At 72.7% G+C, this 17,389-nt stretch carries 14 protein-coding genes and 1 pseudogene; 5 read left to right on the forward strand and 10 right to left on the reverse strand.

What is annotated here, in order from left to right; genetic code table 11:
- Positions 1-28 precede the first annotated feature (28 nt).
- Positions 29-2,161, forward strand: coding sequence for a transglycosylase domain-containing protein (locus O7614_RS27410; RefSeq protein ID WP_278141297.1), 2,133 nt, complete (start codon positions 29-31; stop codon positions 2,159-2,161).
- A gap of 16 nt (positions 2,162-2,177) precedes the next feature.
- Here the strand turns inward: O7614_RS27410 and O7614_RS27415 are convergent, their stop codons facing one another.
- Positions 2,178-2,747 carry a GNAT family protein gene (locus O7614_RS27415; RefSeq protein WP_278141298.1) on the reverse strand — a complete coding sequence of 190 codons (570 nt, stop codon included), beginning with the start codon at positions 2,745-2,747 and terminating at the stop codon, positions 2,178-2,180.
- A complete protein-coding gene (locus tag O7614_RS27420; protein WP_278141299.1) occupies positions 2,744-4,147 on the reverse strand; it encodes a cobyrinate a,c-diamide synthase in 1,404 nt (467 codons plus the stop codon). Before O7614_RS27420 ends, O7614_RS27415 begins: the two co-directional genes overlap by 4 nt.
- A 182-nt stretch (positions 4,148-4,329) precedes the next feature.
- Between O7614_RS27420 and O7614_RS27425 the strand changes: the two genes are divergently transcribed.
- Positions 4,330-5,154 (forward strand): SURF1 family protein, encoded by an 825-nt coding sequence (locus tag O7614_RS27425; RefSeq protein ID WP_278141300.1) that lies wholly within the window; start codon positions 4,330-4,332, stop codon positions 5,152-5,154.
- 18 nt (positions 5,155-5,172) lie between these two features.
- On the opposite strand, the gene O7614_RS27430 is transcribed toward O7614_RS27425, so the two are convergent.
- From O7614_RS27430 to O7614_RS27450, 5 genes are all read right to left on the reverse strand, one after another.
- Positions 5,173-6,765, reverse strand: coding sequence for an ATP-dependent DNA ligase (locus O7614_RS27430; protein WP_278142396.1), 1,593 nt, complete (start codon positions 6,763-6,765; stop codon positions 5,173-5,175).
- A gap of 190 nt (positions 6,766-6,955) precedes the next feature.
- Positions 6,956-7,162, reverse strand: a complete 207-nt coding sequence (locus O7614_RS27435) for a hypothetical protein (RefSeq protein ID WP_030333429.1) — start codon at positions 7,160-7,162, stop codon at positions 6,956-6,958.
- Positions 7,163-7,382: 220 nt separating this feature from the next.
- Positions 7,383-8,735, reverse strand: coding sequence for a dipeptidase (locus tag O7614_RS27440; RefSeq protein ID WP_278142397.1), 1,353 nt, complete (start codon positions 8,733-8,735; stop codon positions 7,383-7,385).
- A 36-nt stretch (positions 8,736-8,771) separates the two neighbouring features.
- The gene (locus O7614_RS27445; RefSeq protein ID WP_278141301.1) at positions 8,772-9,917 is read right to left on the reverse strand and encodes a M48 family metallopeptidase; all 1,146 of its coding nucleotides are present in this window, start codon (positions 9,915-9,917) and stop codon (positions 8,772-8,774) included.
- A 118-nt stretch (positions 9,918-10,035) separates the two neighbouring features.
- A complete protein-coding gene (locus tag O7614_RS27450) occupies positions 10,036-10,650 on the reverse strand; it encodes a hypothetical protein (protein ID WP_278141302.1) in 615 nt (204 codons plus the stop codon).
- A 381-nt stretch (positions 10,651-11,031) separates the two neighbouring features.
- Here O7614_RS27450 and O7614_RS27455 point away from each other — a divergent pair, with 381 nt between their 5' ends.
- Positions 11,032-11,433, forward strand: coding sequence for a rhodanese-like domain-containing protein (locus O7614_RS27455; RefSeq protein WP_145785474.1), 402 nt, complete (start codon positions 11,032-11,034; stop codon positions 11,431-11,433).
- A 309-nt stretch (positions 11,434-11,742) separates the two neighbouring features.
- On the opposite strand, the gene O7614_RS27460 is transcribed toward O7614_RS27455, so the two are convergent.
- The 3 genes and pseudogenes from O7614_RS27460 to O7614_RS27470 all read right to left on the reverse strand — a co-directional run bounded on the left by O7614_RS27460 (position 11,743) and on the right by O7614_RS27470 (position 15,469).
- Entirely contained in the window at positions 11,743-13,284 is a 1,542-nt protein-coding gene (locus O7614_RS27460) for a cobyric acid synthase (protein WP_278141303.1), read from the reverse strand.
- A 215-nt stretch (positions 13,285-13,499) separates the two neighbouring features.
- Positions 13,500-14,465, reverse strand: a pseudogene (locus O7614_RS27465) (cobalamin biosynthesis protein); the annotation flags it as partial.
- Between the two features lie 254 nt (positions 14,466-14,719).
- Entirely contained in the window at positions 14,720-15,469 is a 750-nt protein-coding gene (locus O7614_RS27470; RefSeq protein ID WP_278141304.1) for a single-stranded DNA-binding protein, read from the reverse strand.
- A gap of 305 nt (positions 15,470-15,774) precedes the next feature.
- Here O7614_RS27470 and O7614_RS27475 point away from each other — a divergent pair, with 305 nt between their 5' ends.
- A complete protein-coding gene (locus O7614_RS27475; protein WP_278141305.1) occupies positions 15,775-16,221 on the forward strand; it encodes an HPF/RaiA family ribosome-associated protein in 447 nt (148 codons plus the stop codon).
- A 172-nt stretch (positions 16,222-16,393) separates the two neighbouring features.
- The gene (locus tag O7614_RS27480) at positions 16,394-17,389 is read left to right on the forward strand and encodes an alpha/beta hydrolase (protein ID WP_278141306.1); all 996 of its coding nucleotides are present in this window, start codon (positions 16,394-16,396) and stop codon (positions 17,387-17,389) included.

Consider the following 17,389-nt stretch of genomic DNA (forward strand, 5'->3'; position numbering starts at 1 on the left):
CGAATCGGAAATGTCATAACTTGGCCATGTGAGTAACCGACCCCTTACTGCCGCAGGTCGACTCGTCCCTCTCCTCCGCGCCGGGCTGATCGCCGGGATCGTGATCGCCGCCGCCGCGTACCCACTGGTAGCCCTCACCGGGCTCGGCGCGAAGGCCACCGCGCACGCCGTGGAACAGAAGACCCGGATCCTGACCACCGCGATGCCCGCCGAGACGTCGTACGTCTACGCGCCGGACGGCAAGACCGTGCTGACCATGTTCTACGAGGAGTACCGGCAGTACACCAAGCTGTCGGACATGTCGCCGAACATTCTCCAGGCGATCGTCGCCGCCGAGGACAACCGCTTCTACCAGCACCACGGCGTCGACCCGAAGGGCGTGGCCCGGGCCTTCGTGGCGAACGCCCGGTCCAGCGGGGTCTCCCAGGGTGCCTCGACCCTGACCATGCAGTACGTCCGGATGGCGCTGCGCGACAGCGCGACCACCCCCAAGGAGGTCCAGGAGGCCACCCAGCAGACCAGCCTGCGCAAGGTCAAGGAAATGCGGATGGCGCTGGACCTGGAGAAGGAGATGAGCAAGGACCAGATCCTGGAGCGCTACCTGAACTCGGCGTACTTCGGGCACCGGGCGTACGGCATCTACGCGGCCAGCGAGATCTTCTTCTCCAAGACACCGAAGAACCTCACCCCGGTCGAGGCCGCCACCCTCGCCGGCCTGGTCAAGTCGCCGTCCGAGTACGACCCGGCCGACTCCGACCAGAAGGAGGCCACCGGGCGACGCAACTACGTGCTGGATCGGATGAGCCAACTCGGGTACCTCTCCCCCGACTCGGCCGCCGCCGCCAAGTCCGAACCGATCCGGCTGAAGCTGACGACCCCGCCGCACGACTGCGCCGCCGTGTCGGAGAAGTACAACAGCTGGGGCTTCGCCTGCGACTACCTGAAGAACTGGTGGAGCGCGCAGCCCGCGTTCGGGGCGAACCGGCTGGAACGGATGGACAAGCTGCGCCGGGGCGGCTACCGGATCGTGCTCAGTCTCGACCCGAAGATCCAGGCGGCGGCGGAGAAGAACGTCGGCGCCAAGGAGGCCACCGGCAGCCCGTTCGCCAACGGGATCGTCGTCTCCGAGCCGGGCACCGGGCGGGTCAAGGCGATGGCGGTGAACCGGACGTACTCGCTGGACCTGGCCGACAACCCACCCAGCTCCAACCCGGAGGCCGGGCCGAAGGTGAAGGCCAACTACCCGAACACGGTGGCCCCGCTGCTCGGCGGCGGCGACCTGGCTGGCTACCAGGCGGGATCGACGTTCAAGATGTTCCCGATGCTCGCCGCGCTCGACGCGGGAATGCCGCTCTCCACCTCGTTCAACGCCCCGCACCGCTACCGGTCCGAGGTCTACGACGGCTGGGCACCCTCCAACGCCAGCGGCGCGATGACCGGCCAACAGACCATGTGGTCCGGCTTCGGCAAGTCGGTCAACACGTACTTCGTCTGGCTGGAGGAGAAGGTCGGCGCGGACCGGGCGGTCCGGTTGGCCGAGCAGCTCGGGCTGCGGTGGCGCACCGACGTCGACCGGGACCACGCGTCCCCGGAAAAGGCGAAGAAGTGGGGCGCGTTCACCCTGGGCGTCTCCGACGCCACGCCGCTGGAGATGGCGAACGCCTACGCCGCCATCGCGGCCGACGGCCGCTACTGCGAGGCGATCCCCGTGCAGGCGATCATGAACCGGGACGGCACCCCGGCCACCTACGCCACCCCGGGCGGCATCCACCGTGAGGTGGCCAAACCCCGCTGCCGGCAGGTGGTCAGCGCCGACGCCGCACGCGCAGCCACCGACGCGGCCCGCTGCCCGACCGGAGACACCCCGGCGCGCGGAAGCTGCGGCGGCTGGTCCACCGCCGACAGCGTGCGGGGCACTGTCGGCCGCCCGGTGGCCGGTAAGACCGGTACCACCGACAGCACCCGGTCCGCCTGGTTCGTCGGCTACACCCCGGAGTTGGCCGCGGCGAGTTTCATCTCCGACCCGGACAACCCGTTCAACGCAGTAGGTGACGGGCAGTCCCAGATCCCCATCGCGGCGGTCGCCGAGACCCTGCGCGACGGCCTGAAGGGCACACCGACCCGCCAGTTCACCCCACCATCCGACGCGATCGTCGGCTGACCCGGCGCGAGCCAGGTCAGCGCAGGTCGGCGGCGACGAACGACCAGATTTCGAGGTCGACCCGGCTGCCGCCGACCTGCCCGGCGTTACGCAGCAGGCCCTCGTAGCTGAACCCGGCCTTCTCGGCCACCCGACGCGAGGCCAGGTTGCCGGGCGCCACCCGCAGCTCGACCCGCTGGAATCCGTGCTCCAGGATCAGCGCGATGGCCACCGCGTCGACGGCCTCGGCGGCGAAGCCGAACCCTCGCGCGTGCGGGGCCATCGCGTAGGAGACCTCGGTGAGACGGGCTCCCCAGTCGGTACGCCGAGTCCAGAGCGAGCCCACCATCTGATCGTCCTCGCGGCGGAGCACCGCGTAGTGGTCACCCTCGCCGCTGTCCCGCCGCTGCCGGGCCAGCTCGGTGCACCAGGCGTGCCCGTCGATCGGGCCGGAGTCGTCCGGCAGAGGCAGCCAGCGCCGGGTCAACTTGTCGGCGAAGATCTCCCCGGCCGCCTCCGCGTCCGCGGCGGTGAGCCTTCGCACCTCCGTACGTGGGGTGGAGACGGTCAACGCCGGGAAGCGGCGTACCGCCACCTGACCGATCACACCGGCACCCCGCCGGGTTGCGCCGGCACCGCCTCGGTCGTCGGGTCGGCCGCCGCGGCGGCGACGAACCGGGCCGCCGTCACCGGGTGACCCGCCCAGTGCAGGGTGAGCTGTGAGGCGTGCACGTTTCGCCAGACGAACCCCTCCGGCGTGCCGCCGTCCCAACTCCACGCCGGGCGCTGACCAGCACGAGGGGTCAGGACCGCCCGATGCGCCTTGTGGCCGACCAGCACCGTGCCCTGGGCGGCGACCACGCTGTCGGTCTGGGCGGTGGCCTCCCGGTAGCCGGCCACCAGACCGTCCCGGCTGACGCCGACCGCGTCCAGGACACCGCACATCGGCAACCCGTCCAACTCCCGGGCCAGCCAGAGCAGCCCGGCGCCCTCGGCGATCACCGGACGCCCGGTCCGCGCCAACTCGGCCACCGCGATGCAGAGCCGCCGGTTGGCCGACAACTGCTCGGCGTACGCCTCGGGAAGCGCGCCACCGACGACCAACGCGCGGGTGCCGACCGGCAGCGCCTCGTCGCGCAGCGGATCGACGGTGACGATCTCGGCGCCGGCGGCCCGCAGCAACTCGGCGGTCTCCGGGTGGCCGAAGGTGCCGCCCGGTCCGCCGGCCAGTGCCACCAGCGGGCGGTCCGCCGGGCTGGTGAACGCACCGAGGGCCTCCTCGGGAGACCAGGCCGGGGCGGGCAGCGGCGGCGCGGAGCGGGCCAGCCCCAGCAGACGTTCCAGGTCGACCGTGGCGGCGACGGCCTCACCCAGCCGTCGGACCGCACGGGCGGCGTCGGCGGACCCGTCGACCACCGGTGCCACACCGTGCCGACGCGATGGCAACACCGCCGGCAGGTCCTGGCGGCGCAACGCCCCGTAGACGGGCACTCCCACGTCGTCCAACGCCTCGCGCAACATCGCCTCGTGCCGCGACGACGCCACCCGGTTGAGGATCACCCCGCCAAGCCACAACTGCTCGTCGTACGAGCGGAAACCGTGCACCAGGGCCGCCACCGACTGACCCATCGCGGCCACGTCGACGACGAGCACCACCGGGCTGCGCAGCGCAGCGGCGGCAGCGGCGGTGGACTCCTGCTCGGGGCGACCGCCGACCGCGTCGTACAGCCCCATGCTGCCCTGCACGACGGCGAGGCCGGCACCGGCGGCACCGTGCGCCACCAGCGGGGCGAGCCGGTCCACGCCGACCAGGCGGGGATCGATCACCCGACCCGGGCGACCGGCGGCGAGACCGAGGTAGGCGGCGTCGACAGGGTCCGGCCCCAACTTGAACCCGGCGACGTCGACCCCCCGCTCGGCCAGGGCGGCGAGCAGCCCGATCGCCAGCGCGTTCTTACCGTGCCCGGAGGACGGCGCGCTGAGCACCAGGCGCGGCACGACGGTCATCATCGACTCCTCGCGAGCGGCGGCGGGTACGCGACGGGACGACCGGGGCCGATCCGTCGGCGTGACGATACCCGCCCGGCTGGAGACGCGAGCACCGCCAACCGGGGCCACCGCCAAGACCCTGCCGTCGTGCCGGCCCGGTCCAGGTCAGTGGCGCCGGTCATACGGGTAGCCTCGGTGCCGTGTACCGGTTCCTGCTGAGCCCACGCTGGCTGGGCGCTCTCGCGCTGACCCTGGTCGCGGCCGCCGTCATGGTGTTCCTCGGCAACTGGCAGCTGGACCGCTACCGGGGGCGTACCGAGGTCAACGAGCGGATCGACGCGGGCCAACGAATGGCTCCCGCGCCGCTGGCCGACGCGCTGTCCGCCCCCACCGGCGGCGCGGGCTCGGTCGGCCCGGCCCCCGCCAAGGAGAAGGTCTGGACCCGGGTCACCGCCACCGGCAGGTACGACCCGACGAACACCGTGCTGGTCCGCGGCCGGACGGTGGACAGCCGGGTCGGTTTCGAGGTGCTCACCCCGTTGGTCCTCGCGGACGGCACGGCGCTGTTGGTGGACCAGGGCTGGATCCCGCCGGCGCCGGGTGGGGCGGCGACCGCCCAACCGCAGGTTCCGGCCGTGCCGACCGGCGACGTGACGGTGGTCGGTCGGGTGCACGAGACGGAGAGCGGCGCCCGGGCCGCCGAGCGACGTGACGGGCGCCTGGAGATCCGCCGGATCGGGGTGTCGCGGCTGGCCGACGAGCTGCCCTACCCGGTCTACGGCGCGTACCTGCTGCTGGACGAGCAGACCCCGGCGGCCGACCCGGTGTTCAAGGCGGTGCCGGTCGGGCACGCCAACAACTGGCAGAACTTCGGCTACGTCGTGCAGTGGTGGCTCTTCGCGGTGATGGCCCTGTTCGGCTACGGCTGGGTGGCCCGCCGCGAGGCGCGTCGAGCCGCCGGCCTCGGCGCTCCCGAAGCCCCACTGGACCGGGCGGCCGAGCCGGCGCCGAGCGCGTCCGTCTGAGCGGGCCGGGGTTGCCGGTCAACCGGTGACTCGGCCGGCGTGGATGGCCCGGACGGCGTCGATGGTGTCCGCCTCGGCGGCGGACTTGTCGTCGCGATATCGCACCACCCGGGCGAACCGCAACGCCATCCCGCCGGGATAGCGGGAGCTGGTCTGCACCCCGTCGAAGGCGATCTCCACGACCTGCTCTGGTCGGACCCGGACCACCCAGTCGCCGCGCTCCACCGTGAGGCCGAGGAAGCGCTCGGTCTGCCAGCGCAGCAACTCGTCGGTGAGCCCCTTGAACGTCTTGCCGAGCATGACGAAGCCGCCGGTGTGCGGGTCGCGGGCACCCAGGTGCAGGTTGGACAGCCAGCCTTTGCGCCGACCACTGCCCCACTCGACGGCGAGCACCACCAGGTCGAGGGTGTGCCGGGGCTTCACCTTGACCCAGGCGGCACCGCGCCGGCCGGCGTCGTAGGGAGCGTCCGGCGCTTTGACCACCACGCCCTCCTGCCCGGCGTCGAGGGCTGCGGCGAACGCGGCGGCGGCCTGCTCGGGGCCGTCGACCTCCATCCGGCCGACCAGCAGCGACGAATCCACCGAACCGGCGAGCGCGGCCCACCGCTCCCGGCCGGGCAGGTCGATCAGATCCTCGCCGTCGAGGTGCAGCAGGTCGAAGAAGTACGGAGTGAGCACCGTCGCGCCGGTGCTGGCGGCTGCCGCGAGCACCGCCGGGGCGACAGGTGTGCCCCCTGTGGTGCTGGGGGTGGTGCGTCGGGCGGCCCGACTGGAGGTCTGTTGGAACGGCAACGGGCGGCCCGTCTCGTCCAGACCGATCGCCTCGCCGTCGAGCACCAACTCGCGGCCCGGCAGGGCACGGACCGCGGCGACCACCTCGGGCACTCGCGCGGTGATCTCGTCGAGGCTGCGGGTGAAGACGGCGATGTCGGCGCCGGAGCGGTGCACCTGGATGCGGATGCCGTCGAGCTTCACGTCGACCACCGCCGGCGTGCCGGTCGCGGCGAGTGCCTCGTCGACCGAGGGGGCGCTCTGCGCGAGCATCGGTGCCAGCGGCCGGCCGACCTGGAGGCCGAACCCGGCCAGCTCCGCGGCTCCTCCGGCCAGCGCGGCCACCGCCACGGCGCGCAGGTCACCGGCGAGCAGCAGGGCCCGCCGGACGGTCGCCACCGGCACCTCGGCGGCCCGGGCCACCGCGTCGGCGAGCAACCCCGCCTGCGCGCCCTGGCGCAGCTCCCCGCTGAACAGACCGGTGAGCAGGCGCTGCTCGTCGACGGTCGCCGCCGCGTAGAGGGCCTCGAGCAGTGCCCGCCGGCGGGCCTGCGAACCGGTGCCCCGCACGACGGAGATCTGCTCAATGGCCGCGTCCACGGCCGCCACGGTCAGCGTCGGCTCGGCGGCCGGTGCCGGCAGGTCACGCAGGCTCGCGTAGCCCACCCCGGTCTGCCGTTGGCGCAGCTCACCGGCGAGATAGCCGGCGCCGGGCTCGACCTCGCCCGGGTCGAGCCGGCGCAGCGCATCGGCGAGCAGCTCCACCTTGGCCCGCCGGCCGCTGGTGGCGCTGACGGCGGCGGAGGTGGCCGCCAGGTCGAGAAACCGCACGCAGCTCATCCTGCCAGTCACCACCGACACCGCCCGGGCATTGCCGTGCCCGGGCGGTGTCGGCAGGGTGCCGCCCGCCCATGCGGACGACGATCAGGGCCTGTTTCATGAGGGCGGTCGAGCCGAGGCGGGAGTCCGGGCGGCGATCCGGCGGCGTCGCGGTCCCGCCGCAGGCCGGCCAGTCCTCATGAAACAGGCCCTACGCCGAGACGGGCTCCTCGATGCGCAACCCCCGGGCGCGGACCTCGCCGGCGACGCGGGAGAGCACCGAGTCGAGGGCGACCAGTGCGGCGGAGAGCTCACCGAGCTGCTCGTTGAGCGTGTCCTCGGACCACGCGGAGACGTCGACGTCCCCCAACGCGCTGACAGCGGCCCCCAACCGGGCCATCACCTCGTTCGTACTCATGTTCGAAAGGCTATAACAGCTGACCATGCGACACGCCGTAAAGCGCCAGATCAAGCGCAAAGTTGCCGTGTCGGTACCCAACTGCCGGGGCAGGACGACCCGCCCCACCCACCCCGCCGCCAAGATCCGCGCAACTTCCCGGTTGTTGCAGCCTCCGAGAAGCGGGAGGCACCAACAACAGTGATGTTGCGCGAATCTTGGGTGTGGTGAGGGTGCTGGCCTAACGGCCCGCGCCTCCCGCAGCGGCGACGTTGCCCAGCAGCAGCGCCTCGGCGAGGCAGACCCGGGCGAACTCCCCCAGGTGCAGACTCTCGTTCGGGCCGTGTGCGCGGGCGTGCGGGTCCTCCACACCGGTCACCAGGATCGCCGCCTTCGGGAACATCTCCTGGAAGGTCGCGATGAACGGGATCGACCCACCGATGCCGATGTCCACCGGGTCGGTGCCGTCCCAGGCGGCCCGGAAGGCCGAACGGGCGGCGTCGAACATCGGCCCGGACGCGTCGATCACACACGGGTTGCCGTCGTGTTCGAAGCTGACCGCCACCTGGGCGCCCCACGGCGCGTGCTTCTCCAGGTGCGCGCGCACGGCCGCGTACGCCCGCTTGGGGTCGTCACCCGGGGCCAGGCGGATGCTGAGCTTCGCCTTCGCGGCCGGCACCAGGGCGTTCGGCGCCTCGCCGGTGGCCGGCGCGTCGATGCCGAGCACCGCCAGCGCGGGCTTGGTCCAGATCCGGTCGGTGATCCGGCCGGTGCCGATGAACTGCACGCCGTCGGCCAGCCCGGCCTCGGCCCGCACCCGGTCCTCGGGGTAGTCGACGGTGGCGCCCACCCGGGCGACCAGCCCTTCCACGGCCACGTCACCGGCGTCGTCGTGCAGGGTCGCCAGGAGCCGGACCAGCGCGGTGAGCGCGTCCGGCACGGCACCGCCGAACATGCCGCTGTGCACGGCGTGGTCGAGCGTGCGCACCTCGACGAAGCAGTTGACGATGCCGCGCAGCGAGGTGGTCAACGCCGGTACGCCGATGTCCCAGTTGCCGGAATCGGCGATCACGATGACGTCCGAGGCGATCTGGTCGCGGTGCTCGATCAACAGTTGCTCCAGCGAGTCGGAGCCGTACTCCTCCTCGCCCTCGATGAAGAGCACCACACCGACCGGCAGCGCGTCCCCGTACGCGCGCAGTGCCGCGACGTGCGCCATGATGCCGGCCTTGTCGTCGGCCGCGCCCCGGGCGTAGAGCCGACCGTCGCGCTCCACCGGCTCGAACGGGTCGGACTCCCACAGCGACCGGTCGCCGACCGGCTGCACGTCGTGGTGGGCGTACAGCAGCACGGTGGGCGCACCGGGTGGGGCGGCCCGACGGCCGATCACGGCGGGCTGACCGCCGGAACGCACGATCTCGACGTCCAGACCGCAGCCGCGCAGCAACTCGGCGACCGCCTCGGCGGAACGTTCCACGTGCGAATGGTCGAAGCCCTCGAAGGCGATGCCGGGAATGCGGACGAGGCGTTCCAGGTCGGCGCGGACGCCGGGCATCTCCCGCTCGACGGCGGCCCGCACCTCGGACTCGGACATGATCGGTGAGGTCATGACCGGCATCGTATGCCGGCCTTACCGGGGTGTGCCGCCGGAGCCCGTACCGTCACCTCCGCCCGCCTTACCGCTGCCCGCCTGCGCGCCGGGGGCGGCCCGGCCGGCGCGGTGTGCGCGACCGGCAGCCTCGGTGGCGGCGTCCACCCACGAGCGGGCCCGTCCGGCGGTGCCGCCCACCCACTCGCCGACGTCACTGGCACCGTCGCCGAGCCGGCGCAGCAACCCGACCAGCGGATCGCTGGACCGGCTGAACTCCTCCCGGTACGACTCCGCAGCCGCCTTGATCTCCTCGGTCAGGCTGGTCGAGTTGTCGTCGTCGCGGCGCGGATAGTCCCCGGCCAGCACCTGCCCGTACGCCCCGGAGTCGATCCACTGCCGCAGCTGCGCCGCCCGGGCCACCGGCACCGGGTGGGTGCTCCACGCCGTCATCCGGATCTTGTGCAGGCTGTCGCGCAGGTCGCCGCCGCCGGCGTACTCGGCGGCCTGCTCCAGGAACGCGGTCGTGTCGACCTGGGACAGGTCCCCGCCGCCGGCGAGCTTCATCAGCAACCGCAGCGCGGCGGCCGGATCCTGGCCGGCGAGCAGACCGGCCCGGTCGGCGGAGAGTTCCGCCTTGCGCCACCACTCCAGCATCGCCGCGATGATCGCCCGCAGCGCGATCGCGCCCACCGGCAACCAGCTCAGGTTGGCCGCCCACCGGGTGAGGATCATGAGCATCGTCTTGTAGACCGCGTGTCCGCTGCCCACGTGCCCCAGCTCGTGGCCGAGCAGGCAGCGCAGCTCGTCCTCGTCGAGCTGCTGCACGCACGCGGAGTTCAGCACGACGAACGGCCGTTCCAGGCCGACCGCCTCGGCACCCAACCAGGGCGACTGGGTCACGTACAGCTCGGGCAGTTCGACCACGTCCAGGGCCGCCGCGGCCTCGGTGTAGCGCTGCCACACCGCCGGGTACTGCCGGTGGTCGACCCGGATTCCCGAGGCCAGCACGGACAGGCGGAAGCCACGCTCGTTCCACATGCCGAAGAACGCCCGCAGCACGTCGTCGAAGCCGCGCAGCTCCCGCAGCGCGACCAGGGCGCCCCGGTCGGCCGGATGTTCCCAGGCCCGCGAACTGATGCCGGTGAGAGTGATCCGGCGCCGCGCGGGCGTGTCCGTTGCCGACATGATGAGTCCCCCGATCGCCGTGCCCTTGGTCTTCGCACACCGGGCCTTCCGCATCGCACCGTGCCGATGGCGGCCATCTCGCATCGTGCCGTAGCCGATGGCGGACGTCCATGCCCCCTCAGCGCAGGCGCACGTAGTACCGGTCCGCATCGTGCGGGAGCACCGGCGCGCCGTCCACCAGCAGGTCCGCCCGGTTCGCCGTGTCGTCGGCGGCGAAGTGCGCCCGCTCCCCGGCATGCCATCGACGCAGCTCGGGCAGGATCTCCGGCCCGTCCCGGGCGACCGCGCGAGCCAGCCGCAACGGCGCGGGCGCGGTGACGAACACCGCCAGGGTCAGCTCCGGCCCGATCACCGCCCGCGCCGCGCTGACCCCCTCCAGCACCAACACCGACGCCACCGGAACCGGAACCGGTCGGGCCAGAAAGCGTCGCCGCACCCAGCTGTACCGCTGGTAGGCCCCCGGCCTCCCCGCACGCAGCGGGCCAAGCACCCCCTCGTCGAGCCGGGGCCAGAAGGTGACCTGGTCGTCCCACCCGTCGAGCAGGTCGTCGGTGTGCACCACCGGTGGTCGGCCGCCGGACAGCGACGCCAGGGCGTCCGCGAGGCGCGCGGCGAACCGGCTCTTGCCCGCGCCGCTCGGCCCGTCGACCGCGACCAGCCGGGTCCGCCCCAACCGTGCCGGGCCCGCGAGCACCCGACAAGCCAATTCGGCGTACGCCTCGACAACCGCCACGGTCGGCCGACCAGTTTCCGGATTCAGTGCAGCCTCGCGTCGTGCAGCCTCGCGTCGTGCAGCCTCGCGTCGTGCAGCCTCGCGTCGTGCAGCCTCGCGTCGTGCATCACCGCAGTATGCCGCCAGGGCCGTTGGACAGGGCTATCGACTCCGGATCATCGAAATCGCGGTATCCAGGTCGCTGGGACACCGCGATTCCGTGAAGCCGAGTGGATCATCGGTCTCTGCGCGCCCGCCGGGCGGACTGACACGTCCGGCTGACCGCCCCTGGCCGGCCGCCGTCACGTCCGGGGGAATTGGGGCGGCGACGGGTGACGGGCGGCCCGTTCGCCGCCGTGGCTGCCACCGAATCGGCATCATCGGGTGGTGCTCCGAGACGTAATGAGCCCCGGTATCGACGCCCTGCTCGAACAGGCCCGAGCCGGGCTGCACCGACTGACTCCGCAACAGACCGTCGAGGCGGTCCGCGGCGGTGCGCTGCTGGTCGACACCCGCACCGAGCTGCAACGCCGTGAACAGGGCGACCTGCCGGGCGCTGTCGTCATCGACCGGACCGTACTGGAATGGCGACTCGATCCGGCCAGCGCCTGGCGGATCCCGGAGGCCACCGGTTACGACCGGGAGATCGTGCTGGTGTGCCGGCAGGGCTACAGCTCCAGCCTGGCCGCCGCCAGTCTGCAGACCCTCGGGCTGCGCCGGGCAACCGACATGATCGGCGGTGTTGACGCCTGGCTGGCCGCCGGCCTGCCGACGACCGACCGCCCCGCCGACATCCGCCCCTGATTGCCCCACCCGCCCACCCGGCTGAACCTCACCACTCACCTAGTCACGCCCATCCGCTCAGGCGGCCGGTTCAAGATCGTGCTCGATCCAGGGAAGAGGCCCCTCCCGTCGCCCATGAGGCCACTACAACAAGGATCGAGCACGATCACTCGTCGCTGCCCGCACCCCACGCTCCGCATGGAATGGACGGCCGTCAGGCCGGTGGCGCTCCGCATGAAATGGACGGCCGTCAGGAGTGACCGGCCGGGTGGGATAGGGCGACGGGCCGCCAGGACGGTGGCCCGCCGGGCGGGATAGGGCGACGGGCCGTCAGGACGGTGGCGGGCCTGGTGGGATGAACGGGAGGCCGGCGGGTGGGCCGGCTTCGATGAGTTGCCAGAGCCCGTCGGTGTCCAGGTGTTCCTCGACCAGGTCGCCGAGCAGGTCGAGCGAGCGTTCCCGGGCGACGGCGAAGCTGGTGGCCGGTGCCACCCGGAACCCGGTACGGCCGGCGAGGCGAGCCGCCTCGGTGAGGAACCATCGGCGGAACTCGTCGGACTCGAACGCCCCGTGCCAGTGCGTGCCGTGCACCACCCCGAGCACGGCTCCTTCGCCGACACCGTCGTCGCCGGTCAGCAGTGGAGTCAGGGTGGGTTCGGTCTGCGAGACGTACCCGTGGTGAATCTCGTAGCCACGCACCGGGAGGCCGCCCTGCGCGGTGCCCGCCGACTGCCGGACGGTCTTGCGCGGATCGAAGGTGATCTCGATGGGCAGCAGGCCGAGCCCCGGCACACTGCCCCGTCGGCTCTCCACCGGGTCGTGGATGGCCCGGCCGAGCATCTGGAAACCGCCGCAGAGGCCGAGCACCGGTTTGCCCGCCGCCACGTGAGCGGTCACCGCGTCGGCGAGGCCGGTCTCGCGCAACCAGGCGAGGTCGGTGACAGTGGACTTGGAGCCGGGCAGGACGACGAGGTCGGCGGCGGCCAGTTCGGCTGGTTCGATGGTGAGGCGTACGCGGACGCCCGGCTCGGCGGCCAGCGCCTCCACGTCGGTGGCGTTGCTGATCCGGGGCAGCCGCACGACCGCCACGTCGAGCCATTCGGTGCCGTGCGGGGCGGCCGGGCGGCCCAGCACCCGGCCGTAGGCGAGGGAGTCCTCCGCGTCGAGCCACAGGTCCAGCGCCCAGGGCACCACCCCGTACGTGCGGCGGCCGGTGACGTGACGCAGCATGTCCAACCCGGGCTGGAGCAGCCCGAGGTCACCCCGGAACTTGTTGATCACGAAGCCGGCGATCAGCGCCTGGTCGGCGGGGTCGAGCAGCGCCACGGTGCCGAACATCGAGGCGAATACGCCGCCCCGGTCGATGTCGCCGACCACGATGGTGGGCAGGTTGGCGTGTCGGGCCAACCCCATGTTGACGTAGTCACCGGCCCGCAGGTTGATCTCGGCAGGGCTGCCGGCACCCTCGCAGATCACCACGTCGTACGTGTCCCTCAGCTCGGCCAGCGCCGCGTACGCGGTCTCGGCGAGGCGGGGACGCAGGTGCCGGAACGTGCCGGCGGTGATGGTGTCGACGGCCTCGCCGAGGAGCACCACCTGACTGGCCAGGTCACTGCCCGGCTTGAGCAGCACCGGGTTGAACCGCAGGTCGGGTGCGAGCCCGCAGGCGGCGGCCTGCATGGCCTGGGCGCGCCCGATCTCACCGCCGCGCCCGTCCGGCCCGACGACCACCGCCGAGTTGTTGGACATGTTCTGCGCCTTGTACGGGGCGACCTTCACGCCCTGGCGGTGCAGCCAGCGGCAGATCCCGGCCGTGAGCACGCTCTTGCCGGCGTCGGAGGTCGTGCCCGCGACCAGCAGGCCGCCGTTCACCGGCTGCTCCCCCGCGCCGCCCGGCCAGCCCGCCGCTCGTGCTCGCCGACCGCAGCCAGCCCGCGCCCTCCGGCCACGACACCGAGCCCGCTGCGACGCACCACGGCGCCCAGCCCACGCGGGCCCACGGCGATGAGCCCACGCGGGCCCACGGCACCCAGCCCACGTCGACCCACGGCGCCCAGCCCACGCCGACCCACGGCGCCCAGCCCACGCCGGCCCAGCGCGCCGGCCAGGCGGCCGAGGGTCACCGGGTACGCGGCGGCCAGCCCGACCGCTGCCAGCCCGACCGCGCCGGAGATCCGGGCGGCGCGCTTCAGGTGTCGCGCCTCCGGGCGGGGGCCGTCGCCGAGGAAGGGCCGCACTTCGGAGCGCCCGAAGTAGACGTTGCGGCCACCGAGACGGACGCCGAGCGCCCCGGCCATCGCCGCCTCGCACTGACCGGCGTTGGGGCTCGGGTGGTCGTTGCGGTCACGCCGCCACACCCGCCACGCCTGCTGCCGATCCCCGTGTGCGACAGGCGCGACGGCGATGGTGAGCAGCCCGGTCAGCCGGGACGGCACCAGGTTGAGCACGTCGTCCAGCCGCGCGGCCGGGGTGCCGAACCGCGCGTACCGCGCCGACCGGTGCCCGACCATCGCGTCGAGGGTGTTCGCCGCGCGGTAGCCCAGCAGCCCGGGCAGGCCGGCGACCGCACCCCAGACCAACGGGGCCACGACCGCGTCGGAGGTGTTCTCGGCGACCGACTCGACCGTGGCGCGGGCCAGCTCCGACTCGTCCAGCGTCGACGGGTCACGCCCGCAGAGGTGACCGAGGCGTCGACGGGCAGCGGGCAGGTCACCGGCGCGCAGCGTCCGACCCATGACGGTGGCTTCCTGCCGCAGCGTGCGCCCACCCAACACGCTCCACGTGCCGGCGGCCACGAGCACCGCGCGGGCCACCGGCCGGTTCCGGGTAGCCGCCGCGGCGGCCACCCCGAGCAGCACCGGAGCACCCACGGCCAGTGCGGTGAACGCCGTACCCGCCGACCGGTCCGGCCGGTAGAGGCGGCGTTCCAATGCCCCGGCGGCCTGACCGAAGCCGGCCACCGGATGCCACCGGCGCGGGTCACCGAGCAGCCTGTCCAGCGCGTACCCGGCCAGCAACCCCACCGCGTTCGCCACCGGCGCTGTTCGTCGCACCCGCACCACCTCCGGCCGGCCAGCCTAGACGAGCACCCGGTGAACCAGCCCGGCCCACGGTGCCTCACCACCCACGTGCGGCTCGCGCATCGCCCGGACGGACCAGCCCTGGGCAGGCTGCCGCCACGCGGGGTGGCGACGCCGCTCGCGCCGCCACCCCGCCCCCGTCGTGCCGTCCGGCCTCCACCACGCCGCAGACCGCCGACCGCTGACCGCCCGGCTGTGGCCCGACCCGCGGTGGCCGGACCGACCGGTCAGGCCGGCTGCGGCAGCCGGCCTCGGCCGCGCCGCCCCCGACCGGTCGGCGCGGGCTCCGGCTGACGGTCGTCGGGTGCCGAGGCCAACTCGTCGTCCGAGTCGTCGTCGGTGTGATCGTCGTCCTCCCCGGGTGGAGGGGCGAACTCGTCGTCGAGGTCCGGCAGGACGCTGGCCGGGCCGATCTGGCTTCCGGTCGCGGCGCCATCGGCGTCGAGGAACGGGCTGGTACGCACCGCGACGTAGTCGGGTAACTCGAACTCGTCGTCCAGCGCGCGGTCGTCGGACAGCACGGGCGCCTGCTCGGCCGGCACCGGCTCGGTCGGTTCGCCGTGCACACGGCCCTCGGCCTCCGCGTCCTCCACGGTGCTGGTCGCGACGCTGGGCCGGTTGCGCAGGAACCGGGCTCGGCCCCGGGACAGGTCGTGACCGACGGCGACCGCCTCCAACTCGTAGAGGGTGCGGTGGTTGCCGGCGTCGTCGGTCCAGTCTCGGGTGTAGAGCCGGCCGCAGACCACCACCGGGTCACCGACCATGACCGAGGCAGCCACCCCTTCGGCGAGCTTGCGCCAGCAGTTGACGCGGACGCGCAGCGAATTGCCGTCGACCCACCGGCCGGTGTCGCGGTCGAGCCGTCGGGCGGTCGAGGCGACCTTGAAGTTGGCCACCAGGGTGTTGCTCTGGGTGGTGCGCCGCCACTCGGGTGCGGTCAGAACATTACCGACAATAGTGACATAAGTGTCGAACATCGTCCCTCCAGGGAAGATCGGGGCCTGCCAGCGCGAGTCGACTCGACACCGAGCCTCTGCGCTGCGGGCGACCGCCACCAGCGCCCATCCGCGACCTGTGGACGACGAACCCACCTGTGGACAAAGCCCTGATCATGCCCCGATGTGGTACGCCCGACCCGCCCGGATGACCGTCGGCGGTTTCCGGGGCTGCCCGAACTGGGTATGGATTTGATCAACGCACCACCGACAGCTGCACGTCGACGAGAGGTCAGCGCCATGATGATCACCAACATCGGCTCCGCGAACGCTTCCGAGGCGCGGCGATGAGCGCCGTGGCCAACCCCGCCACCGTGGCCGAGTGCCTGCGGGTTGGTGCCGGGTTCTCGCAGGGTGACCGCAACTGGATCGCCGAGCAGTTCGCCACCCTCGACGCCCGGCTGGCCAGCTTCCACGCGGACGCCACCGAGCTTGAGGTGTCGGTGAAGGACCGGGAGGCCCGTGGCCAGAAGGTCACCCTGGAGTGCTGGATCGCCGGCCGACAGAAGATCGTCACCACCTCCGCGGAAGAGGACCTGCACGCCGCGCTCAACGACGTCCGCGACGACCTGCGCCGCCGACTCAACGACGCGAAGACCCGCCAGGAGCCCCGGCACAACAAGCACCTGCGCGACCTCCCGCAACCGCAGGCCGAGCTGAACCCGGAAAACGACCAGGAGCAGATCCCGGCCGCCGACCCGAGCCGCGAAGCGCCGACGCCGACGCCGAACTGAGCTGACTTTCACCCCTCCGAGTCGATCATGGAATTGTGGTGGGCACTCGATCCACAATCACCCCTTTTGCGGGCCACCACAACTCCATGATCGACCGGGGCGGGCGGGAGGGCTGCGGGGGCGCGGGGGCGTGGGCTACCGCTGGGTAGGTTGGCGGCGTAGCGTCGCGGTCGTGGAACCGGACGTGTTGGGGCCGCCGTACGAGCGGCAGACGATCGACCTGGGCACCGACGACGAGGGCCCGGTCGTCGCGACACTGGTCCGGCGGCGCGCCGAGCGCCCGACCGGGCGGGCCGTGCTCTACGTGCACGGCTTCGTCGACTACTTCTTCCAGACCCACCTGGCTGACTTCTTCGCCGAGCGCGGATGGGACTTCTACGCGCTCGACCTGCGCAAATACGGTCGCAGTCTGCTTCCCGGCCAGACCCCGAACTTCTGCCGCGACATCAGCGACTACTTCCCCGAGCTGGACGCCGCCGCCGAGATCATCCGCAAGGACGACGGCCACGACACCCTGTTGGCGATGGGCCACTCCACCGGCGGCCTGATCCTCTCGCTCTGGGCGGACGCCCGCCGCGACTCCGGCACCGTCGACGGCCTGGTGCTCAACAGCCCCTTCTTCGACCTGAACGCTCCCTGGGCGGTCCGTCGACCCCTCGCGGCCGCCGTCGCCCGGCTGGGCCGCAGGGCGCCGCACCGCATCCTGCCGTTCGGGCTCGGCACTGTGTACGGCGAGAGCCTCCACTCCGACCACCGCGGCGAGTGGACCTATGACCTGGCGTGGAAGCCCCTGGCCGGGTTCCCGGTGCGGGCGGGCTGGCTGAACGCGATCCGCACCGGTCAACGCCGGCTGCGCGCCGGCCTGGACATCCAGGCGCCGGTGCTGCTGGCCTGCTCGACCCGCTCCTTCCGGGGCACCCGCTGGAACGACAACGCGACCCTGGCCGACGCCGTGCTGGACGTCGAACACATGGTCAGGTACGCGCCCCGCCTCGGCCGCCACGTCACCCTCGCCCGCTTCGACGGCGGGCTGCACGACCTCACCCTCTCCGGCCCCGCGGTACGGAAGAAGGTCTTCGACGAGGTGGGCCGCTGGGCCGAGGCGTTCCTCGCCGCCGGCCCCACCGCCCCCGCCGACCAGAGGCGTGTGCCCAACCAGCGCGGCTGA

The sequence above is a fragment of the Micromonospora sp. WMMD961 genome, assembly GCF_029626145.1.
Lineage (GTDB): Bacteria > Actinomycetota > Actinomycetes > Mycobacteriales > Micromonosporaceae > Micromonospora.